General features: G+C 72.9%; 19 protein-coding genes. 12 read left to right on the forward strand and 7 right to left on the reverse strand.

Annotation, left to right across the window (positions count from 1 at the left end; translation table 11 throughout):
- Nucleotides 1-154: 154 nt before the first annotated feature.
- From M8H82_RS15800 to M8H82_RS15815, 4 genes are read left to right on the forward strand one after another with little or no spacing between them, the layout of a single operon-like run.
- Complete coding sequence (locus M8H82_RS15800) at nt 155-817, forward strand: dienelactone hydrolase family protein (RefSeq protein WP_250074415.1); 663 nt, start codon at nt 155-157, stop codon at nt 815-817.
- A 28-nt stretch (nt 818-845) separates the two neighbouring features.
- Nucleotides 846-2594 (forward strand): DNA polymerase/3'-5' exonuclease PolX, encoded by a 1749-nt coding sequence (gene polX / locus M8H82_RS15805; RefSeq protein WP_250074332.1) that lies wholly within the window; start codon nt 846-848, stop codon nt 2592-2594.
- Nucleotides 2575-3000 (forward strand): CBS domain-containing protein, encoded by a 426-nt coding sequence (locus M8H82_RS15810; protein ID WP_250074334.1) that lies wholly within the window; start codon nt 2575-2577, stop codon nt 2998-3000. The genes polX and M8H82_RS15810 overlap by 20 nt, the downstream gene beginning before the upstream one ends.
- A 40-nt stretch (nt 3001-3040) precedes the next feature.
- A complete protein-coding gene (locus tag M8H82_RS15815) occupies nt 3041-3481 on the forward strand; it encodes an RpiB/LacA/LacB family sugar-phosphate isomerase (RefSeq protein WP_250074337.1) in 441 nt (146 codons plus the stop codon).
- A 64-nt stretch (nt 3482-3545) separates the two neighbouring features.
- Here the strand turns inward: M8H82_RS15815 and paaK are convergent, their stop codons facing one another.
- The gene (gene paaK / locus M8H82_RS15820; RefSeq protein ID WP_250074339.1) at nt 3546-4859 is read right to left on the reverse strand and encodes a phenylacetate--CoA ligase PaaK; all 1314 of its coding nucleotides are present in this window, start codon (nt 4857-4859) and stop codon (nt 3546-3548) included.
- Between the two features lie 209 nt (nt 4860-5068).
- Here paaK and paaA point away from each other — a divergent pair, with 209 nt between their 5' ends.
- Genes paaA through paaE form a run of 5 tightly spaced genes read left to right on the forward strand, consistent with a single transcriptional unit; the run spans nt 5069 to nt 8767 of the window.
- Nucleotides 5069-6037: a 1,2-phenylacetyl-CoA epoxidase subunit PaaA gene (gene paaA / locus M8H82_RS15825; protein ID WP_250074341.1), complete on the forward strand. Its 969-nt coding sequence runs from the start codon at nt 5069-5071 to the stop codon at nt 6035-6037.
- Nucleotides 6034-6324, forward strand: a complete 291-nt coding sequence (gene paaB, locus M8H82_RS15830) for a 1,2-phenylacetyl-CoA epoxidase subunit PaaB (protein ID WP_250074344.1) — start codon at nt 6034-6036, stop codon at nt 6322-6324. The genes paaA and paaB overlap by 4 nt, the downstream gene beginning before the upstream one ends.
- Before the next feature lie 9 nt (nt 6325-6333).
- Nucleotides 6334-7161 (forward strand): 1,2-phenylacetyl-CoA epoxidase subunit PaaC, encoded by an 828-nt coding sequence (paaC, locus tag M8H82_RS15835; protein WP_250074345.1) that lies wholly within the window; start codon nt 6334-6336, stop codon nt 7159-7161.
- The gene (gene paaD, locus M8H82_RS15840) at nt 7155-7661 is read left to right on the forward strand and encodes a 1,2-phenylacetyl-CoA epoxidase subunit PaaD (RefSeq protein WP_250074347.1); all 507 of its coding nucleotides are present in this window, start codon (nt 7155-7157) and stop codon (nt 7659-7661) included. The genes paaC and paaD overlap by 7 nt, the downstream gene beginning before the upstream one ends.
- Nucleotides 7661-8767, forward strand: coding sequence for a 1,2-phenylacetyl-CoA epoxidase subunit PaaE (paaE, locus tag M8H82_RS15845; protein ID WP_250074348.1), 1107 nt, complete (start codon nt 7661-7663; stop codon nt 8765-8767). The genes paaD and paaE overlap by 1 nt, the downstream gene beginning before the upstream one ends.
- A gap of 145 nt (nt 8768-8912) precedes the next feature.
- Here the strand turns inward: paaE and M8H82_RS15850 are convergent, their stop codons facing one another.
- Both M8H82_RS15850 and M8H82_RS15855 read right to left on the reverse strand, forming a co-directional pair.
- A complete protein-coding gene (locus M8H82_RS15850) occupies nt 8913-11123 on the reverse strand; it encodes a hypothetical protein (protein WP_250074350.1) in 2211 nt (736 codons plus the stop codon).
- 79 nt (nt 11124-11202) lie between these two features.
- A complete protein-coding gene (locus tag M8H82_RS15855; protein ID WP_250074352.1) occupies nt 11203-11589 on the reverse strand; it encodes a DUF5997 family protein in 387 nt (128 codons plus the stop codon).
- A 57-nt stretch (nt 11590-11646) separates the two neighbouring features.
- Between M8H82_RS15855 and M8H82_RS15860 the strand changes: the two genes are divergently transcribed.
- Nucleotides 11647-12381: a LysR substrate-binding domain-containing protein gene (locus tag M8H82_RS15860; RefSeq protein ID WP_250074354.1), complete on the forward strand. Its 735-nt coding sequence runs from the start codon at nt 11647-11649 to the stop codon at nt 12379-12381.
- Nucleotides 12382-12397: 16 nt separating this feature from the next.
- Here the strand turns inward: M8H82_RS15860 and M8H82_RS15865 are convergent, their stop codons facing one another.
- From M8H82_RS15865 to M8H82_RS15880, 4 genes are all read right to left on the reverse strand, one after another.
- Nucleotides 12398-15208 (reverse strand): beta-L-arabinofuranosidase domain-containing protein, encoded by a 2811-nt coding sequence (locus tag M8H82_RS15865; protein WP_250074356.1) that lies wholly within the window; start codon nt 15206-15208, stop codon nt 12398-12400.
- Between the two features lie 146 nt (nt 15209-15354).
- Nucleotides 15355-16092, reverse strand: coding sequence for a hypothetical protein (locus tag M8H82_RS15870; RefSeq protein WP_250074358.1), 738 nt, complete (start codon nt 16090-16092; stop codon nt 15355-15357).
- Between the two features lie 60 nt (nt 16093-16152).
- Entirely contained in the window at nt 16153-16845 is a 693-nt protein-coding gene (locus M8H82_RS15875) for an HAD family phosphatase (RefSeq protein ID WP_250074360.1), read from the reverse strand.
- Between the two features lie 19 nt (nt 16846-16864).
- Entirely contained in the window at nt 16865-17341 is a 477-nt protein-coding gene (locus tag M8H82_RS15880) for an Lrp/AsnC family transcriptional regulator (RefSeq protein WP_250074361.1), read from the reverse strand.
- A gap of 197 nt (nt 17342-17538) precedes the next feature.
- On the opposite strand from M8H82_RS15880, the gene M8H82_RS15885 reads away from it, so the two are divergent.
- Both M8H82_RS15885 and M8H82_RS15890 read left to right on the forward strand, forming a co-directional pair.
- Complete coding sequence (locus M8H82_RS15885; protein WP_250074363.1) at nt 17539-19029, forward strand: FUSC family protein; 1491 nt, start codon at nt 17539-17541, stop codon at nt 19027-19029.
- A gap of 200 nt (nt 19030-19229) precedes the next feature.
- Complete coding sequence (locus M8H82_RS15890) at nt 19230-20255, forward strand: lactonase family protein (RefSeq protein ID WP_250074365.1); 1026 nt, start codon at nt 19230-19232, stop codon at nt 20253-20255.
- Nucleotides 20256-20269 lie beyond the last annotated feature (14 nt).

The raw sequence follows: 20269 nt of genomic DNA on the forward strand, positions 1-20269 counted from the left end.
TCCGGGCCCTTCGGCCCGGCTCCCGGTCCACGGCACCGGCCGGCGCGGGCAGAACGGCCGGATGAACCGGGCAGTGCACCGGCTCCCCCGTCTCTCCACGGCAGGCCGGTTGCCCGGCCGGATCCGAGGAACCCGGACAGCGGAGGCGATGGCGATGATCTCCCACTCGGTCGTGGTGCCCGCCGGACCGGGCATCGAACTGGCGGGCGACCTGGTCCTGCCGGACGCCCCGCGCGCGGTGGTGCTGTTCGCGCACGGCAGCGGCAGCTCCCGGCACAGCCCCCGCAACCGGCAGGTGGCCGCCGCACTGCGGACGGCCGCGCTCGGCACGCTGCTGATGGACCTGCTCAGCGAGGAGGAGGAAGAGCGGGACGAGGTCACCCGCGAGCACCGCTTCGACCTTCCACTGCTGGGCGGGCGGCTGGTGGCGGCGATCGACTGGCTGGCGGAGCGGGACGACACCCGCGGGCTGCTGGTCGCCCTCTTCGGTGCCAGTACCGGGGCGGGCGCCGCCCTGATGGCCGCCGCCGAGCGTCCCGCGCGCGTGCTGACCGTGGTCTCCCGCGGCGGACGGCCCGACCTGGCCGAGGACGCCCTGGACGCCGTACGCGCGCCCGTGCTGCTGATCGTGGGCGGGCGGGACCGGGAGGTGCTGCGGCTCAACGAGGAGGCGGCGCGGCGGCTGCGGGTGCCCTGCACGCTGCATGTCGTGCCCGGGGCGACGCACCTGTTCGAGGAGCCCGGCGCGCTGGACGAGGTCGCCGACGCGGCCCGGCAGTGGTGCGCCGACCACGTCCGGGCCTCCGCGGGGGACTGAACCCGTGCCGCGTGCCTACCCTGAACATGTGGCTCGGGCCAACGACGAGGTCGCCGCGCTGTTCCAGGAGTACGCGGACCTGATCTCGATCACCGGAGGAGACGCGTTCAGGGCACGCGTCTACGAGAAGGCGGCCCGGGCGATCGGCGGCCACCACGCCGACGTCTCCCGGCTCGACGCCAAGGGCCTGAAAGAGATCCCCGGGGTCGGCACCTCCATCGCCGAGAAGGTCACCGAGTACCTGAGCACCGGCAGCGTGACTGCGGTCGAGGAACTGCGCGCCAGGATCCCGGCCGGAGTGCGCCGGCTGACGGCGATTCCCTCCCTCGGCCCCAAAAAGGCCCTGACGCTCTACGAAGAGCTGGGCATCTCCTCGATCGACGAACTGGCCGACGCCATCCACGAGGAGCGGCTGCGCGACCTGAAGGGCTTCGGGCCACGCACCGAGGAGAAGCTGCTGCACGGCATCGACCTGCTGCGCGCCTCCGGCGGCCGGGTGCTGATCGACGTCGCCACCGGTCTCGCCGAGGAGATCGTTGCCGCGCTGTCCGAGGTCGACGGCGTGCAGCGGTGCGCGTACGCGGGATCGCTGCGGCGGGGCCGCGAGACCATCGGCGACATCGACGTCCTGGTCACCGCCCGGAGGCCGGGGCCCGTGATGCGGGCGTTGACCGAACTGCCCTACGTCTCCGAGGTGATCGCCCGGGGCGAGAAGAAGACCTCCGTGCGCACCGACCGCGGGCTCGCCGTCGACCTGCGCGTCGTACCGCCGGACTCCTGGGGCGCGGCCCTGCTGTACTTCACCGGCTCCAAGGCGCACAACATCCGGGTCCGGGAGATCGCCGTCCACCAGAAGCTGAAGCTGTCCGAGTACGGCCTCTTCGACACCGAGAGCGGCAAGAAGATCGTCTCCCGGACCGAGGAGGACGTCTACGCCCGGCTCGGGCTGCCGTGGATCCCGCCCGCGCTGCGCGAGGACCGCGGGGAGATCGAGGCGGGACTGCGCGACGAGCTGCCCGACCTGGTCACCGAGGCGGACGTCCGGGGCGACCTGCACACCCACACCGACCTCACCGACGGGCTCGCCTCCCTGGAGGACATGGTCGCCGCGGCCGCCGGGCGCGGCTACGCCTACTACGCGATCACCGACCACGGCCCCGATCTCTCCATGCAGCGCATGACCGACGAGCGGATGCTCGCCCAGCGCGAGCGGGTGCGCAGGCTCAGGGCCGGGCGGATGCGGCTGCTGCACGGGGCCGAGCTGAACATCGGCCCGGACGGGGACGTCGACTGGCCGGAGGAGTTCCTGGCCGGCTTCGACCTGTGCGTGGCCTCGGTGCACTCGCACTTCGACCAGGGGCAGGCGGCCCTCACCCGCAGGCTCGTGCGGGCCTGCGAGAACCCCTGCGTGCACATCATCGGCCACCCCACCACCCGGCTCATCGGCAGGCGGGCGGGCATCGACGCCGACCTCGACGAGGTCTTCGCCGCCTGCGCCCGCACCGGCACGGCCCTGGAGATCAACGCCCACCCGGACCGGCTCGACCTCGGCGACGAGCACATCCTGCGGGCCAAGCGGCACGGCGTGCGGTTCGCGATCGACAGCGACGCGCACGCCGTGCCCCACCTGGCCCACCTGCGGCACGGCGTGGCGACCGCCCGGCGCGGCTGGCTCACCGCGGACGACGTGATCAACACCTGGCCCCTGACCCGTCTGCGCCGCTTCCTGCGCAAGGGGCGGCCCCAGGAGGTGCCCCATGACCCACCGGATACGTGACGTGATGTCGCCCGGAGCCGTGGCCGTCGAACCGATGACCCCGGTCGAGAAGGCGGCCCGCTTGATGAGCGACCAGAACCTCGGCGACGTCCTGGTCGTCTACGACTGTGATCTCTTCGGAGTGCTCACCGACCGCGACATCGTGGTCCGTGCCGTCGCCGACGCCCGCGACCCGCACACCACCCCGGTCGGTGCCGTGTGCAGCCGGCCGCCCGTCGTGACCGTGAGCCCCGAGGACAGCACCGACCACGCGATCGAGCTGATGCGCAGGCACGCGGTCCGGCGGCTGCCGGTCGTGGAGCACGGCGGCTGCCCGGTGGGCATGGTCAGCCTCGGCGACCTCGCTGTCAGCGAGGACCCGCACACGGCTCTGGCGGACATCAGCCGCGCGACCCCGAATCACTGACCGCGCCGGCCCGGCGCGCCCGCTGAGTAGGCTTGCGGACATGCGGATCTCCGTCTCCTCCGACATGGACGAACCTGTCGCCCGCCTCCTCCTCGCGGAGCTGGAGCGGCGCGGCCACCAGGTCGTGCCGTACGGGGCGCTGCGGCCCGGCGACGACCCTCAGTGGGCGGTCTGCTCCGGGGCGGCGGCCCGCGAGGTCGCCGCCGGGACGGCCGACCAGGCCGTGGTCTGCTGCTGGACTGGCACCGGCGCCTCCATCGCGGCGAACAAGGTGCCCGGCGTACGGGCGGCGCTGTGCACCGACGCCCCCACCGCGGACGGCGCCCGCCGCTGGAACGACGCCAACGTGCTCGCCCTCAGCCTGCGCCTGACCTCCGAGCCGTTGCTGAAGGAGATCCTCGACGCCTGGTTCACGGCCGAGGCCAGCCAGGACGCCGAGGATCTGCGGAACGTGGCCCACATCGAGCGGCTCGACCGGTAGCCCAGGGCCGGGTCCGGGCGGCGCCGGTGGCCGAGGGCCGGTGCGCCGACACCGAGGCGACCGCCTACTCCTGGCGGAGATCCTTGACGCGCTTCAGCTTGCCCAGCGAGCGCTCCAGGGTCTCCGGCTCGACGATCTCCACCTCGACGCTGACCCCCACGCCGTCCTTCACGCCCCGGACGATGGCGTCGGCGGCGGCCCGCCGCTGGTCGGGGCCCGCGTCGGGGCGGGCCTCGACGCGGACGGTCATGTGGTCCATCCGGCCGCGCCGGGTGAGCCGGATCTGGAAGTGCGGGGCCACCGCGGGGGTGCGCAGCACGATCTCCTCGATCTGGGTGGGGAAGACGTTCACCCCCCGCAGGATGATCATGTCGTCGCAGCGGCCGGTGACCTTGCGCATCCGGCGGAAGGCCGGCCGGGCGGTGCCCGGCAGCAGCCGGGTCAGGTCCCGGGTGCGGTAGCGGATGACCGGCAGCGCCTCCTTGGTGAGCGAGGTGAACACGATCTCCCCCTCCTCGCCCTCGGCCATGGTCTCGTCCGTGACCGGGTCGACCACCTCCGGGTAGAAGTGGTCCTCCCAGATGTGCAGACCGTCCTTGGTCTCCACGCACTCCTGCGCCACCCCGGGACCGATCACCTCGGACAGCCCGTATATGTCGACGGCGTGGATGGCCGTGCGCTCCTCGATCTCGCGGCGCATCTCCTCCGTCCACGGCTCGGCGCCGAAGATGCCGACCTTCAGGGAGGTGCCGCGCGGATCGACGCCCTGCTTCTCGAACTCGTCGAGCAGGGTGAGCATGTAGGACGGGGTGACCATGATGATCTCGGGCCGGAAGTCCTGGATGATCTGCACCTGGCGTGCCGTCATGCCGCCGGAGGCGGGGATCACCGTGCAGCCGGCCCGCTCGGCGCCGTAGTGCGCGCCGAGTCCGCCGGTGAACAGGCCGTAGCCGTAGGAGATGTGCACCTTGTGGCCGGGGCGGCCGCCGGCGGCCCGGATCGAGCGGGCGACCACGTCCGACCACATCGACAGGTCGTTCTCGGTGTATCCGACGACCGTGGGGCGGCCGGTGGTCCCGCTGGAGGCGTGCACGCGCCGCACCTGCGCCATCGGCACGGCGAACATGCCGAAGGGGTAGGTGTCCCGGAGGTCGGCCTTGGTGGTGAAGGGGAACCGGGCCAGGTCCTCCAGGGTGCGGCAGTCCTCGGGGGTGACGCCGGCCTCGTCGAACTTCTTGCGGTACAGCCCGACATGGTCGTAGGCGTGCCGCAAGGTCGCCCGCAGCCGGTCGAGCTGGAGCTCCCGGAGCTGTTCGCGGGTGAGCCGTTCGCCGTCGTCCAGCAGGTCGTGGGGGAGGGGTGCGCCCAGGTTGCTCATCGGGACTCCTTCGTCGGCATCTCCACCACCTCGCGTCCCGACCGATCATTCGGTCAGCATGCGTGCACCGGCCAAACAACCAGCCGGGCCGGTGACTGTCAAGGATGGCTGTCAAGGGTGGCTGCCAAGGGCGGCGAAGGGTCTTGCCCGAGGGCCCGAAAGGCGTCACACTGATACCGAACGAATGGTCGGTTGGGAAGCTGGTGGAGATGACCACGACACACCGAGCCGAGGCCTCGCCCCCGGAGGCACTCCAGGAGCACTTCGACGCGACGATCGCGCGCGACCAGCGGATCGAGCCGCGCGACTGGATGCCGGACGGCTACCGCAGGACGCTGGTCCGGCAGATCGCGCAGCACGCCCACTCGGAGATCATCGGGATGCAGCCCGAGGGCGAGTGGATCACGCGCGCGCCCTCGCTGCGCCGCAAGGCGATCCTCTTCGCCAAGGTGCAGGACGAGGCCGGACACGGGCTGTACCTGTACTCGGCGGCGGAGACCCTCGGAGCCGACCGCGCGGACCTCACCGAGCGGCTGATCGAGGGCCGCCAGAAGTACTCCTCGATCTTCAACTACCCGACGCTGACCTTCGCCGACGTCGGCGTGATCGGCTGGTTCGTCGACGGCGCCGCGATCTGCAACCAGGTCCCGCTGTGCCGCAGCTCCTACGGCCCCTACGCCCGCGCGATGGTCCGGATCTGCAAGGAGGAGTCCTTCCACCAGCGGCAGGGCTACGAACTGCTGATGACGATGATGCGCGGCACCGACGCCCAGCGCGAGATGGTCCAGGACGCGGTGAACCGCTGGTGGTGGCCCTCGCTGATGATGTTCGGCCCGCCCGACGACGCCTCACCCAACTCCGCGCAGTCCATGGCCTGGAAGATCAAGCGGCACAGCAACGACGAACTGCGCCGGCGCTTCGTCGACATGACCGTCCCGCAGGCCGACAAGCTCGGCGTGACGCTGCCCGACCCGGAGCTGAAGTGGAACGCCGAGCGCGGCCGCCACGACTTCGGCACGCCGGACTGGGACGAGCTGATGCGGGTCATCAAGGGCGGCGGACCCTGCAACGACCAGCGGACACAGCGGCGCAGAAGCGCCCACGAGGAAGGTGCCTGGGTGCGCGAGGCGGCCACCGCCCACGCGGCCAAGCGGGCCCGGAAGGAGTCGGCGGCATGAGCAACTCGCAGAACTGGCCGCTGTACGAGGTGTTCGTACGCGGCAAGCGCGGCCTGAACCACGTCCACGTGGGCTCGCTGCACGCCGCCGACGACACCATGGCCCTCACCCACGCCCGCGACCTGTACACCCGGCGCAACGAAGGCGTGTCGATCTGGGTGGTGCGCTCGGAGCACATCGCCGCCTCCACCCGGGACGAGAAGGACCCGTTCTTCGCCCCCAGCGCGGACAAGGTCTACCGCCACCCGACGTTCTACGACATCCCCGACGATGTCCCGCACATTTAGGAGCCGGGGATGAGTGAGGACCACGTCTACCTGACCCTCGCCGAGGGACACGAGGACGACACCCGCTGGGCCTACGGCACCGGCTTCGAGGACCCCCTGCACGGCGTCGACACGACCGTGCCCGAGGGCGTCGACGCCGGTGAACTCGCCGCGTCCTGCGTCGCCCTGGCCGACGACGCGCTCGTCGCCGCCCAGCGCCTCGCCGAGTGGATCACCCGCGCCCCCGAACTGGAGGAGGAGGTCGCGCTCGCCAACATCGGCCTCGACCTGCTCGGCCAGGCCCGGCTGCTCTACTCCCGCGCCGGACAGGCCGACGGCACCGGCCGCGACGAGGACGCCTACGCCTACTTCCGCGACCCCGCCGACTTCCGCAACGTCCGGCTCACCGAACTCCCCAACGGGGACTTCGCGTTCACCGTCGTACGGCTGCTGGTCCTGTCCAGCTGGCGCCTCGCCCACTTCCAGCGGCTGGTCTCCCACCCCGACCCGGTGCTCTCCGCCGTCGCCGCCAAGGGCGTCAAGGAACTGACCTACCACCGGCAGTACGCCGCCGAATGGGCGGTCCGCCTCGGTGACGGCACCGAGGAGTCCCACCGCCGGATGCGCAAGGCCGTCGAGCAGATCGCCCCGTACCTCGGCGAACTGTTCACCGCCTGCGACGTACGCGACGAAGTCGTCGCCGTGCTGCGCCAGGTGACGGAGGAGGCCGGGCTGCCCATGCCGGTCTACCGGCCGTCCCCCGGCAGCGGCCGGGCCGGCGACCACACCGAGCATCTCGCCCCGCTGCTGGAGGAGTTGCAGAGCGTGGCCCGCGCCCACCCGGGGGCGACATGGTGACCCTCCAGCTCGACGTGCGGCACGCACGGCACCTCGCCGAGCAGGTGCCGGACCCCGAGCTGCCTATGCTGACCCTCGCCGACCTGGGCGTCCTGCGCGAGGTCACCCTCACCGAGGACGGCACCGTCGTCGCCGAGCTCACCCCCACCTACTCGGGCTGCCCCGCCATGGCCGAGATGCGCGCCGACGTCGCCGCCCGCCTCCGGGACGCGGGCTACCCGCGCGTGGAGATCCGCACCGTCCTGAACCCGCCGTGGACCAGCGACTGGATCACCCCCGAGGGCCGCCGCAAGCTCGCCGAGCACGGCATCGCCCCGCCCGGCCCCGCCCCGCGCGGCCCGGTGCCGCTCACCCTGACGCCCACCCGGCGCACGGTGCCCTGCCCGCGCTGCGCCTCCGCGGACACCGAGGAGACCTCCCGGTTCGCCGCCACCTCCTGCAAGGCGCTCTGGCGCTGCCGCGCCTGCCGCGAGCCGTTCGAGTACGTCAAGGAGATCTGATGGCCCCGACCGCCCCCGCCGAGGCCGTGAAGCCGCGCCCGCGCCGCCGCCCGGTCTTCCACCCGCTGCGGGTCGCCGCCGTGCAGCCGCTGTGCGAGGACGCCGCCGCCGTCGGCTTCGAGATCCCGCCCGAGCTGGCCGAGGAGTTCGCCTTCGCGCCCGGCCAGTCCCTGACCCTGCGGCGCGAGATCGACGGCCGGGACGAGCGCCGCTCGTACTCCATCTGCACCCCCGTCGGCACGGCCCCGCGCATCGGCGTACGCGTGGTGCCCGGCGGCCTGTTCTCCTCCTGGCTGGTCAACGACCTGCGCCCCGGCGACATGGTCGAGGTGATGCCCCCCACCGGCAGCTTCACCCCGGACCTGACCACCCCGGCCCACCATGTGCTGCTCGCCGCGGGCTCCGGCATCACGCCCATGCTGTCCATCGCCGAGTCCGTCCTGGCCGCCGACTCCCGCTCCCGGGTCACCCTCTTCTACGGCAACCGCCGCAGCGGCACGGTGATGTTCGCCGACGAGCTGGCCGACCTGAAGGACCTGTACCCGAGCCGCTTCCAGCTCGCCCACGTCCTGTCCCGCGAACCCCGGGAGGCCGAGGTGCTCTCCGGCCGCCTCGACGCCGAACGGCTCACGGCGCTCATCGACGGCCTGGTCGACGTCCCGGCCGCCGACCACTGGTGGCTGTGCGGCCCGCACGGCATGGTCCGCGACGCCCAGCGGGTCCTCGACGGCCTCGGCGTCCCGGCCGACCGGGTCCACCAGGAGCTGTTCTACGCCGACGACGAGCCCGTGCACGAGGTGCACCACCTGGAGTCGGGGCCGACCGGCCCCGTCAGTCAGGTCACCGTCGTCCTCGACGGCCGCTCCACCACCTCCGCCCTGCCCCGGGAGCGGAGCATCCTCGACGGCGCCCAGCGCAACCGCCCGGACCTGCCGTTCGCCTGCAAGGGCGGCGTCTGCGGCACCTGCCGGGCCCTGGTCACCGACGGCAAGGCCGACATGCGCCGCAACTTCGCCCTGGAACCGGCGGAGGTCGACGCCGGGTACGTGCTGACCTGCCAGTCGTACCCGGTGTCCGAGACGCTGACGGTGGACTACGACAGCTGACATGCCTCCGGCCGTCCCGCACGGTGGCGGGACGGCCGGAAGCATCGAGCCGAGGGCGAGGAGAGCGAAGGGACTAGCATCGAATCCGTTTTCGCGGAGGTAGAAGGAAGCCCCTTCATGGCCTCGCCGCGGCTCACGCTATCAGTCACTCCGGGATCAGGTCGCGCAGATTTTCGAGGGTCACGATCCGCGACTCCGGGTGCAGCCCCTCGGGCCGCTGCAGCCCGATGTACGTGACCGGGCCGTCCGGAACCTCCGTGCCGTCCCACACCGTCACGGCACCGCCGGCCATCAGCTCCGTCAGGTAGCGCACCGTCAACTGCTCCCGCTCCACGATGCCGCGCAGCAGCGTCGCCACCGAGACCTGGTTGCCCTCGACCTGGTTGGACGTCGGCGTGCCCCGCAGGTACAGGTGCAGCCACTTGGCCCGCCACCGGCCGTCGGCCCCGCGCAGGAAAGCGAGCGGCAGCGCCACCCGGCCAGGGCCCCGCAGCTCCGACTTCATCCGCACGGTCCGCGCCTCGAACGGCCGCCCCTGCTGCTCGCCCTCGCGCAGCATGAACCCGAAGAACGACTCGGCGACCTCCTCGAAGCCCTCCCCCGCGTAGAGGTTGACCTGCGGCACGACGAACGTCCCGCGCACGGCCCCCAGCCGGAGGTTGATGAACTCCGAGGCCCCGTGCGGCGCTTCGGTGATGTCGCCGGAGTGCTCGCCCTCCACCTCGGTCAGCTGGGTGTACGACAGCCAGCAGACCGTTTCGTAGTCCTCGTCCAGCATCAGGGCCGACAGGTCGTAGTCGGTGTCCCGGTGCCGCTGCTTCCAGTACACGAAGAACCGCAGCAGCTCCCCCTCGACCGGCGAGAGCGAACCGCGGGGCAGCACTCCGAGCCCGGCCGCCGTGGCACGCCCGCTCAGCGGCAGCGCCACATCGAGGACGTCCGGGTCGACGAGCAGCCGCCCCGGGTCCGGCAGCCGACGGCGCAGCTCGGCGTCGAGCGCGTCGATCAGCCGCTCCCGCTCGGGCGCCGGCACCGGCGCGCGCAGATCGTCCGTCACCCAGGCCCGGCCGAGCCGGTTGATGAACACCCGGCGCCGGCCGGTGGCTTCGCTCCGGTCGGTGCCCTCGGTCCGGTCGGTGCCTTCGGTCCGGTTGTGCAGATGCTCCCGGACCGACAGCAGGACCCGCCCGGAGACCTCCGGCGCGACGGCCTCGGCGGCGGCCACGACGGCATCGCGCTCGCTCTGCTCACCGCAGGTGCGCAGCAGCCGGTCCAGGGACCGGAACAGCCGGCCGGGCGCGGCCTTCAGCAGTTCCGCGGCCCCGACGACATCGTCCGCCCCGAACAGTTCCTCCACCCGGCGGTCGAACGACGGCGCCTTGCGCTCGCCGCGCGCGACCGCGAACACCTCGGCGGCGTGCGGCCACCGCGGGAACTCGTGCGGATGCAGCCGCTCACCGAGCCGCTTGAACGCCTCGCGGTGCACGGGTACGTCGGCGAGCTTGCCGGGTGCCGCCGCCACGACGGAGTCGAGCCCCGCGAGCAGCGCGCGGCGCGTCGCACGGGACAGCGCCCGGAACCTGGTCGGCTCCTGGAGGGTGACGTCACCGTCGCACAGCGCGCACGCCAGCCGCAGCACGTCCGTGACCGTGTCCAGCAGCGGCACGGCCCCCGCCGCCAGCCACGCGCGGTTGACCACGGCCCGGTTCTCCCGCACCGGGATCCTCTCCGGCTGCGGTCCCTCGGCGCAGAGCCCGGCGAGGAGCGCGAGGTCGGCGAGGTGCTCGTCGCCCAGCGGGGTGGTGGACCCCGCCAGCGCCAGGTACAGGCCGCCCACCTCCTCCGCGAGCGTGCCGCCGAGGTGCAGGACGGTCACCCGGTCACCGCCGGCGGCGATCAGCTCGTCGTGGGCGGCGAGCATCTCGGCGTAGGAGTGCTGGTAGCGGCCGTACGACGGCAGGGTGAGCAGGTTCACCACACCGATGCTCAGCTGGGCGAGGATCGTCGGCCGTACCGATTCGTCGGCGAGGGCCCGGGCGATGCAGTCCCGCCAGAAGTCGAGGGTGTCCGGCACGTTCGCCGGGAAGTCGACGAAGTAGACGTTGTGCCGGACGTGGTCGCCCACCATGGCCCGCACGGTGTCGAGGGTGCGCTCGGCGGTGGCGGCCACCGCGTCCTCGGACAGCCCCGACAGATGCTCCAGCAGGTCCGCGGAGAGCTTGAAGCCCACGGACATCAAAGCGGCGTCGAACTGCCGCGCCACGACCTCGCCCCGCGCCGGGGACCCCGCGGGTTCCGAGGGCCGGGGGAGACGGTGGGTATGCCGGACGACCAGCGATTCCAGGCTGCGATCCATGCCGGGATGCTCCCAGAACCGCACGCGTGTACGCATGCGGGTTTTTCCCGGCAGGGCGGACGAGGGGACAGGACCGGGTTCAGGAGTCCTGACGCTCGGCGTCCCGCTGCTTCAGGCGCGCGGCCTCCTTGCGGACCTCCGCCTGGGTGGCGCGCTCCTTCTGCAGCCACTCGGGCTGCTCCTGCTTCAGCGCCTCGATCTGCTCGGTGGTGAGCGGCTCGGTGACCCCGCCCCGGGCGAGGCCCGCGATGGACACGCCGAGCTTCGCCGCGACCACCGGACGGGGGTGCGGGCCGTTGGCGCGCAGATCACGCAGCCACTGGGGCGGTTCGGCCTGGAGCGCGTTCAGTTCGGCGCGCGAGACGACACCCTCCTGGAACTCGGCGGGGGTGGCCTCGAGGTACACACCCAGCTTCTTGGCGGCGGTGGCCGGCTTCATCGTCTGGGTGGTCTGGTGCGACGTCATGCCTCAAGGGTATCGAGTGGGTGAACGCCCGCCGACCACGGCCGGTAACCTGGCCAGGTGACAGGCTCGGAAGCACCCCCATCGTTCCGGCTCGCGTACGTTCCCGGAGTGACACCCTCGAAGTGGGTGCGGATCTGGAACGAGCGCTACCCCGACGTGCCCCTGGAGCTGGTCCCGGTCGCCGCGGCCGAGGCGCCCGGCGTGCTGCGGGACGGCGGCGCCGACGCCGGTCTCGTCCGGCTGCCGGTCGACCGCGCGTTCTTCAGCGCGATCCCCCTCTACGAGGAGACCACGGTCGTCGTGGTCCCCAAGGAGCACGTCGTCGCCGCCGTCGACGAGGTCACCGCCGAGGACCTGGCCGACGACGTCGTCTTCCATCCGCTGGACGACGTCCTCGACTGGGAGCGGCCGCCGGGACAGCCCGGTTTCGAGCGCCCGGCCACCACCGCGGACGCCGTCGAGCTGGTGGCGGCCAATGTCGGCCTGCTCGTCGTGCCCCAGTCGCTGGCCCGCCTGCACCACCGCAAGGACCTCACCTACCGCACCCTGGTGGACGCCCCCCAGTCGGGCATCGCCCTGGCCTGGCCGGAGGAGGCCACGACCGACCTGGTCGAGGACTTCATCGGCGTGGTCCGCGGCCGCACCGCCAACAGCACCCGCGGCCGCTCGGCCCCCCAGGCCGAGGAGCAGCCCAAGCGCAAGCGACCTCAGCCCCCAGCCGCCCGCCGCAAGCCCGCTCCGGCCAAGAAGAGCGCCCCCGGCCGCCGCGGCAAGCCCCGCCGCAGGTCCTAGCCCGCGCCCCCTCGGGTCAGGGGGCGAACGTGGCCCGCTCCGCCGTGCGCACCACCGTCCGCCCGTCCGCTGCGCCGAGCAGTCCCGCGGTCACCCACGCGTCCACGGTGGACCGCACCCGCGACAACAGCGCGGCCTTGCCGCCGAACGGAGCCCCGGCCCAGATCTCGTCCAGGAGAGTGGTGCCGTCGGACCGCGCCGGGTTGGCGACACCGGAGTCCGTGGTCCCGAAGACCACCCGGGGTTCCACGCGCCGGAAGTACACGTGGGCGGGGTCCTCGGTGCCCTCGAAGAAGGGGGCGAACTCGGTGCCGTTGACGGCATAGTGCAGCGGCTTGCCCGCCACCGGGGTGAGACTGGGCAGCAGGTCGCCGGAGAGACCGGCATTGCGGTACAGCCCCAACTCCAGATACGCGGTGGCGGAGTTGCGGCCGACGAGGTTCACCGGGCCGAGGAACAGCGTCTGCAGCGACGGATCGTCGAGGGCCTTCTCCACCCGGAGCCGGAACGGGACGGCGATCCGGACGACGTCGCCGCCGCGCCACGTGCGGGACACCGGGAAGTAGCTGCCGGGCGTCGGAGTGCCGGACACCGCACGGCCGTTGACCGTGACGCGGAACCTGGCCGTCGCCCAGGACGGCACCCTGAGCCGGAGCTCGAAGGCCGCGCTGCCGCCCGCGAAGGTCAGGGTGGACCCCTGCTCCCTGGGGTAGCCGGTGGTCTGGGTGACGGTGAGGCCCCGCTCCGCCCAGGTCAGCGTGGACGGGCTGTACAGGTTGACGTACAGGGCGCTGCCGTCGGCCTTCCGGAAGTACACCGAGTCCTGGTACTTGGTGGCGCTCTCCATACCGGTGCCCTCGCAGCAGGTGGTGCCCTGCTTGGGCGTGTAGTCCCGCACATGCCCGGGAGTCAGCCCGATGAAGTAGGTGACGAGCGGCTTCTCCGCGTCGGGCTTGTCCTGCTTGGAGCCCAGCACCTGGTTGTAGAGCGCCCGCTCGTAGTAGTCCATGTACTTCGGCGCCTGCTCGTGGAAGAAGAGCGCGCGGCTCAGCTTCAGTAGGTTGTACGCGCAGCAGGTCTCGGCGGTGGTGGCGCCGATCGTCCCGGCGATGATGCCCCGAGCCTTCCAGAACTCGCCGGTACTGGTGCCGCCGATGCCGTACATGCGGTGCGGGACGACCATGTCCCAGAAGTTCCTGGCGGCGTCGAGGTAGCGCCGCTCGCCCGTCGCGTCGTAGAGCCCGAGGTACCCGGTGAAGATCGGTATGTGCTGGTTGGCGTGGAGCCCGTCGAGGACGTCGGTGTTCGCGGCGCAGGAGTCGATGAGCCGGTCGAGATCGAACAGCCGGGCCAGCGCGAGGTGTTCGGGCTTGCCGGTGAGGGCGTGCAGCTCGCAGACGGCCTCGACGATGCCGCCGAACTCGCCGCTGGAGAACAGGCCCCACATGCGTTGCAGCGTGGCCTCGGGGAGCCGGGACAGCCGCGCGTGCATCCAGTCGGCCATGCCGGACGCGAGGTCGAGGGCGCGGGCGTCGTCCGTGGCGAGGTAGGCGTCGAGGACGCCTTTGAGGATCTTGTGCGCGGTGTAGTACGGCGCCCATACCTTGGTGTAGTCGCTGGTGGTCCTCGACTCCAGGTCGATGAACTGGGTCTCCGGGTAGGCCGCCAGGAAGCCGGGGTGGCTGGGCCCGCCCCAGGTGCGGCGCAGGGCGGCGGTGCGGTTCCGGCCGGAGGCGTCCGCGAAGGTGTTGCCGGAGGTCTCGTCGAAGGCGTACGACGCCAGGTCGCCGCGTCCGGCGGAGGAGCCGGCGGCCCGCCGGCTCTGCAACTCGGTGATCTCGGCGGCGGTCAGGGCCCGCGACCAGACGTTGAACTCGTCGTAGGCGCCCGCGAAGACGGGGTCGGTGGGGTAGTTGGAGCGGCCGAGCCAGTTGTTGACGGGGCTGCCGAGCGCGGCCGGGGTGAGGGTCATCGCGGTGTTGCGGGCCACCTCGGTGCCGTTGACGTGGAGGCGGCCGGTGCCGTCGGCGAGCGTGACGGCGAGGTGGCTCCACTGGTGGAGCGGGAGCGCGGCGGTGCCGTTCAGGCTCTGCTCGGCGCCCGGGCCGGCGGTGGTGATGGCGAAGCGCGGGACTCCGTCGGCGTTGCGGGCGGCCAGGTACATGTACCGGGTGGTGTCGTCGCCGAAGTCGAGGACCCGGGCCCAGGCGCCGTCGTGGGTCGGCTTCACCCAGGCGGACAGGGTCACCGCGGACGTGCCGCCGAGGACACCGGAGGGCAGGTCGACGTACTGGTAGGAGCCGCGCACGTTCTCGACGGCGGTACCGAACTTCCCCGTGACGCTGAGTACTTGGGGGTCCTGGCGCAGGGCCGCGCGCACCTCCGTGAGCGCGCCGACCATGGTGCGGAGCCGGTCGGCGAAGACCTGCTCGCCGGTGCCGGCCCAGGCCTGCGCGAGCATGGTCATGAAGTGGCCGGTGTAGTGGCCGCGGAGGTTGCCGTTGGCCTCCCCGTCCAGGCCCTCCCAGCCGCCGGGGGCGACCGCGTCGCCGGTGGGCAGACCGGCGTTGCCGCGGAAGACCTGCAGCAACCGGTGCACGTCGTAGCCGCGGGCGTGGTCGAGCATCAGCTTGCGCTTGTCGGCGAAGAGGCCCTGGCCGAGGGCGACTTGCCCGAGCGCGAAGGGCAGTACGGGCCAGGGGGTCGGTGCGGCGGCGGAGGGTGCCCGGGCAACGCCCGCCGCGGCGGGCGAGGTCGGCGCTGCGAGGGAGGCGGCGGCGAGTGCCGAGGCCTGGAGAAGGGAGCGTCTGGAGAGGGGCGGTGCCATGGGTGCTCCTCCACGGGTCCACGTCGTGCTCAGGAATGACCGAAAGCGATCTGGTCGGTATCTCGAACGATGTGCGAAGAGTCGACCAGACGATAGGGAGGAGGCGCGTGGGGGTCAACAGGTCCGGAGCGGTCAGTTCCGGCCGTTCAGTCGGAGGAGACGCTCGGGATCTCCTTGCCGGCCTTGATCACCGGTGCGATGAGCAGCCACAGTATGGCGGCGACGGCCAGGGCGCCGGTCCAGATCGCGCGCACGCCGGCCAGCAGCGGCGCGGCGAGCAGGAAGGGCATGCCGTACACCAGCAGCCAGCCCAGAGCGCCGCACAGGGTCCAGCAGTCCTCGGCCTTGGCGCCGAAGCCGACCGACAGGCCGCCGACGATTCCGCCCATGAGCCCGGTGGCCACCAGGACCAAGCCGGTCACCAGCCACCGGCCCGTGGTCAGCCCTCTTGCCGGGTCCGCCGTCAGGACCAGTCCGGCGATGGGCACGGCGATCAGCACCAGGTTCGCGATCCGCAGCGTGTTCCACAGCCACTCGGGATCACTCCAGTCGTCGGACGCCAGACCGGCCACCCCGGGCGGCCGGCTGCCCGGGGTGGCGACCAGGCCGCGCCTCAGCCAGCGAGCGGCCCGCCACAGCACTACGGCCCACAGCACCCCGCAGCCCAGCCCGGCACCGCCGACCGCCAGCGCCGTCCGCGGCCCCGTCCCGTCGGGATGCGCCCACAGCAGGACCCCGGCCAGCCAGCCGAGCACCACCGCGGCACCCGCCGCCAGCCGGGCGCCGACGATGAACAACCGCCCCGTGCGCTCCGCCCCTTCCCGGTCGGCGTGCAGGCGATAGAGCTCGTACACGTGAACCAACTCGCCGCGCCGCGCCGTCATCCGGGCAGCCCACGGTCGCGCAGTATCTGGATCATGCAAGGCATGACCACCGGGACCGGCTCAGGGTTGCCCCCCGGCGGCGAGCCATTCGTAGGCCGCCCGCGCCGTGAACTCCGGCTGGCCGCCGCGCAGCAGGAGCCCGGCCGTCGCGAACTCGGGGGCGCCGGCCTGCGCGGCGACGTACGGGATCGCGATGCAGCGCATCCCGGCGGCGTGCGCGGCGGCGGCGCCCGGGGCGGCGTCCTCCAGGACCACGCAGTCGGCGGGTTCCGCGCCCAGACGGCGGGCCGCCTCCAGGAAGACGTCGGGGGCCGGCTTGCCGTGGTCGACCTCCTCGGCCGAGACGATCGTGCGCAGATGCCCGTCCAGGCCGGTGCCGGCCAGCACCGCCTCGATCGCCTCCCGTGAGGAGCCCGACGCCACCACCATCGCCACCCCGTCGGAGGCCAGCAGTTCCACGAACTTCCGCATCTCCGGGTACGCGCGCGTGGAGGCGCGGGCCAGGCCGAGGTAGCGGCGGTTCTTGGCGGCGAGGAGTTCCTCCACCGAGGCCCGCAGTCCGTAGCGGGCCTTCCAGTCGGTGACCGTCTCCAGGGTGCTGATGCCGACGTACCTCTCGTGCTCGGACCAGGAGAAGTCCGGCACGCCGTGCTCGGCGAGGGTCTGCCGACCCGCTTCGTAGTAGTTCGGCTCGCTGTCCACGAGCGTTCCGTCCAGATCGAAGATGACCGAGATGCCGCCGAGATTGCTCATGGGGCCAGCATGCCAAGGGTCACTTGCGCGCCGAGCGGCCCACCGACTCCACCAGCGGCAGCAGCCGGTGCGCCACCCGCTCGCGCAGCGCCACCTCGGTCCGGGTGCGGACGACCCCGGGCAGGCTGATCAGCTTCTGGATCACGTCCTCCAGGTGCGCGTTGTCCCGCGCCACCACCCGGGTCAGCAGGTCCCCGCCGCCCGTGATCGAGAACGCCTCCACGATCTCCGGTACGGCGGCCAGCGCGTCGCCCACGTCGTCCAGGTGGCCCTGGGTGACCTCGATGTGCACGAACGCCAGGACCGGGTGGCCGAGGGCGCCGGGGGAGAGGGCGGGTCCGGTGCCGGTGATCACACCGTCCCGTTCCAGCCGGTCGAGCCGGGCCTGGAGGGTGCCCCGGGCGATGCCGAGGATGCGGGCGTACTCCCGCACGCTGGTGCGCGGCTGCTCCAGCAGCAGCCGCAGAATGCGGGTGTCGAGCTCGTCCACGGCCATGGGGCCCGGCCTCCTCCTGGATGGTCCGTTGGCCTCCCGCTGGGCGGACCCGGACCGATTTGCCTGTACCAATGGACCAGCATATTCGACGCCACTTGAGCCAGCAGCCGGGCTGATGCTGCAATGAGCCCGTCGATGGCGCTGCGGACCTCCGCGGCGCCTTTTTCATGCCAAGCCGGAGCAGGGGGCAAGAAGCAGTGCTGAAGAGGGTGTTCATGGCGCCGGATCCGGGACGGGCGCGGCTGCGCTTCGCCGCGCGGGCCGTCGTCGGCATCGGTCTCGCGGTGGTCGTCTGCGGGCTGGCCGGACACTCCCTCGTCGGCGCCGTCACCGGCGGCCTCGCCGCGCTGCTCGCCCTGTTCACCGTCACCGACCCCACGGTCCGCGGCCAGGCGGTCACCACCGCGCTGCTGCCGTTCGTCGGCCTGCCCGTGCTCGCCGCGGCGGCCGAGCTGCACGACCAGCCGCTGGCCCGGGACCTCACCTTCCTCGCGGTGGTCGGCGCGGGCGTGTACGCGCGCCGCTGGGGGCCCCGCGGGCACTCCCTCGGCGTCTTCGCGTTCATGACGTACTTCGTGGCGCAGTTCCTCCAGGCGACCCCGCGCCACCTCCCCGAGCTCTACGCCGCCCTGCTGCTGTCCCTGCTCATCGCCTCCGGCGTGCGCTTCGGCCTGTGGTGCTACGAGCGCCGCCTGCCCCCGGCGCCCGTGCCCGCCGCCCCCGGCGGCACCGGCCTGGCCCGGGTGACCACGCGCCAGGCCGTCCAGGCCACCGCCGGCGCGGGCTTCGCCCTCGTGGTGGGCCAGCTGGTCTCCGGCGAGCGCTGGTACTGGGCCGTCGGCGCCACCTGGTGGGTCTTCGTGAACACCACCTCGCGCGGCGAGACCCTCGTCCGCGGCTTCCGCCGCGTGCTCGGCACGGTGATCGGCATCGGCCTCGGACTGGCGATCGCGCTCCCGGTGGACGGCGCGCCCGTCCCCACGGCCGTCATCCTCGCCGTCTGCGTCTTCGGCATCTTCTACACGGCCGCGGTCTCGTACACCTGGATGATGCTCTGCGTCACCCTCCTCGCCGAGCTCCTCTACGGCCTCCTCGGCGTCCTCGATCCCGCGCTGCTGGCGCTGCGCCTGGCGGAGACCGGGGTCGGCGCACTCGGCGCCGTGCTCGCGGTGCTGTTCGTCCTGCCCGTCACCACCCACGCCGTCACCGACGCCTGGATCCAGCGCGCCCTGCGCTGCGTCCACGCCGCCACCGCGGAGGCCGCCGCCCGCCTCGCGGGGTCCACGACGGCCGACCCGGCCTCCCGGGTGGCCGAGCTGGAGCAGCTCCTCGGCCGGGTCCGGCTGTCGGTCGCCCCGCTGGTCCACCCGCTCAACCCGATGCGGGGCCGCAAGCGCCGCGCTCGCCGGGTCCTCGCCCTGCTGGACGACTGCGCCCGCGAGATCCGCGGCCTGGTCGCGGTCGCCGCCGACCCCGTGGCCTCCCACGACGCCCGGCTGGCCGCCGCGTGCTGGCGCGTCGAGGCCGCGGTCGAAGCGCTCACCGGCGGTGCGGACATCTCCGTGCCCGGCGAGCAGCCGCCGGCGGCGGATCCCGCGCTGGCCCACCTGCACGGCCTGGAGCGAGCGCTGGCGGAGCTGGCGACGCCGCTCAGGGCGTCGTCGGGGTCCCCATTGGTCGGCGCCTGACGTTCCGGGCGCGGCTCGGCGCGGCTCGGCGCGGGTCGGCTCGGCTCGGCTCGGCAAGGCGTCCTGGCGGGCGCCCCGCCGTCGCTCGGGCGGCCCGTTCCGCGCTGCGGGCGGCGCCGCATGTGGGTGACATGGTCTAGACCGCATTTGATCGACTGCTACGGTCACCTCGAAACGCTCCCGACCGAAAGGGGACAGCGGTGGCAGACGGTGGCAGGCGGGCCTTCATCGGGTCGTTCACGGCGGCCGGAGGGCCAGGCATCGTGACGGCGGCCGTGGACGCCGACAGCGGGGCACTGACGGTTCTCACCGGCACGGACGACCTGCCCGACCCCTCCTACCTGGCCCTGGCGCCCGACGGCGGCACGCTCTACGCGGTCAGCGAGACGAGCGAGGGAGCCGTGGCCGCGTATCGCGTGAACGGCACCCGGCCCGAGCCCCTCGGCCCGCCCACGCCGGTGGCCGGCAGCGGCCCCACGCACCTCGGCCTGTACGCCGGACACGTCCTGACCGCCAACTACGGCTCCGGAAGCGTCAGCGCCGTGCCCGTGCGCCCCGACGGCTCGCTCGCGAGCGCCCCCTCCGGCGTCCTCGCGCATACCGGCTCAGGCCCGTACACGCCCCGCCAGCAGGCCCCGCACGCCCACCAGGTGCAGGCCGATCCCAGCGGGCGCTGGGCCGTCAGCGTCGATCTCGGCACCGACTCGGTACGGGTGTGCACCCTGGCGGACGGCCGCCCGGAGCTCCACGGGGAGTACGCGCTGCGCCCCGGCTCGGGCCCCCGCCACCTGGCCTTCCACCCGGACGGCGCGCACGCGTACGTGCTCAACGAACTCACCCCCACCGTCACCGTCTGCCGCTGGGACACCGCCGACGGCTCCCTGAAGCCCCTTGCCGAGGCGCCGGTACTGCCGGGCGCCCCGGCGGGCGACGCCTACCCCTCGGGCATCGTCGTCGCGCCCGACGGACGCTTCCTGTGGACCGCGACCCGCGGCGAGGACGTCCTGTCCGCGTTCGCCGTCGAGGGCGACACCCTCCGGCTGCTCGGCACCGTGCCCTGCCGGGGCCACTGGCCCCGGGCCCTGACCGAGGCGGGCGGCTTCCTCTACGCGGCCAACGAGCGCTCCGGCGACGTGGCCTGGTTCGCCGTGGACCCCGCGTCGGGGCTGCCCCGCTACGGCGGCTCCATCGAGGTCCCCGCGGCATCCTGCGTGGTCGTCGGCTGAGCACCTCGCGTACG

This window comes from Streptomyces sp. YS415 (assembly GCF_023544665.1).
Lineage (GTDB): Bacteria > Actinomycetota > Actinomycetes > Streptomycetales > Streptomycetaceae > Streptomyces.

Bases quoted from the DNA above. Each gene is read 5' to 3' on its own strand.
- M8H82_RS15800 (WP_250074415.1), top strand. From the start codon at position 155: ATGATCTCCCACTCGGTCGTGGTGCCCGCCGGACCGGGCATCGAACTG.
- M8H82_RS15810 (WP_250074334.1), top strand. From the start codon at position 2,575: ATGACCCACCGGATACGTGACGTGATGTCGCCCGGAGCCGTGGCCGTC.
- M8H82_RS15815 (WP_250074337.1), top strand. From the start codon at position 3,041: ATGCGGATCTCCGTCTCCTCCGACATGGACGAACCTGTCGCCCGCCTC.
- paaK (WP_250074339.1), bottom strand. From the start codon at position 4,859: ATGAGCAACCTGGGCGCACCCCTCCCCCACGACCTGCTGGACGACGGC.
- paaA (WP_250074341.1), top strand. From the start codon at position 5,069: ATGACCACGACACACCGAGCCGAGGCCTCGCCCCCGGAGGCACTCCAG.
- paaB (WP_250074344.1), top strand. From the start codon at position 6,034: ATGAGCAACTCGCAGAACTGGCCGCTGTACGAGGTGTTCGTACGCGGC.
- paaC (WP_250074345.1), top strand. From the start codon at position 6,334: ATGAGTGAGGACCACGTCTACCTGACCCTCGCCGAGGGACACGAGGAC.
- paaD (WP_250074347.1), top strand. From the start codon at position 7,155: ATGGTGACCCTCCAGCTCGACGTGCGGCACGCACGGCACCTCGCCGAG.
- paaE (WP_250074348.1), top strand. From the start codon at position 7,661: ATGGCCCCGACCGCCCCCGCCGAGGCCGTGAAGCCGCGCCCGCGCCGC.
- M8H82_RS15850 (WP_250074350.1), bottom strand. From the start codon at position 11,123: ATGGATCGCAGCCTGGAATCGCTGGTCGTCCGGCATACCCACCGTCTC.
- M8H82_RS15855 (WP_250074352.1), bottom strand. From the start codon at position 11,589: ATGACGTCGCACCAGACCACCCAGACGATGAAGCCGGCCACCGCCGCC.
- M8H82_RS15865 (WP_250074356.1), bottom strand. From the start codon at position 15,208: ATGGCACCGCCCCTCTCCAGACGCTCCCTTCTCCAGGCCTCGGCACTC.
- M8H82_RS15870 (WP_250074358.1), bottom strand. From the start codon at position 16,092: ATGACGGCGCGGCGCGGCGAGTTGGTTCACGTGTACGAGCTCTATCGC.
- M8H82_RS15875 (WP_250074360.1), bottom strand. From the start codon at position 16,845: ATGAGCAATCTCGGCGGCATCTCGGTCATCTTCGATCTGGACGGAACG.
- M8H82_RS15880 (WP_250074361.1), bottom strand. From the start codon at position 17,341: ATGGCCGTGGACGAGCTCGACACCCGCATTCTGCGGCTGCTGCTGGAG.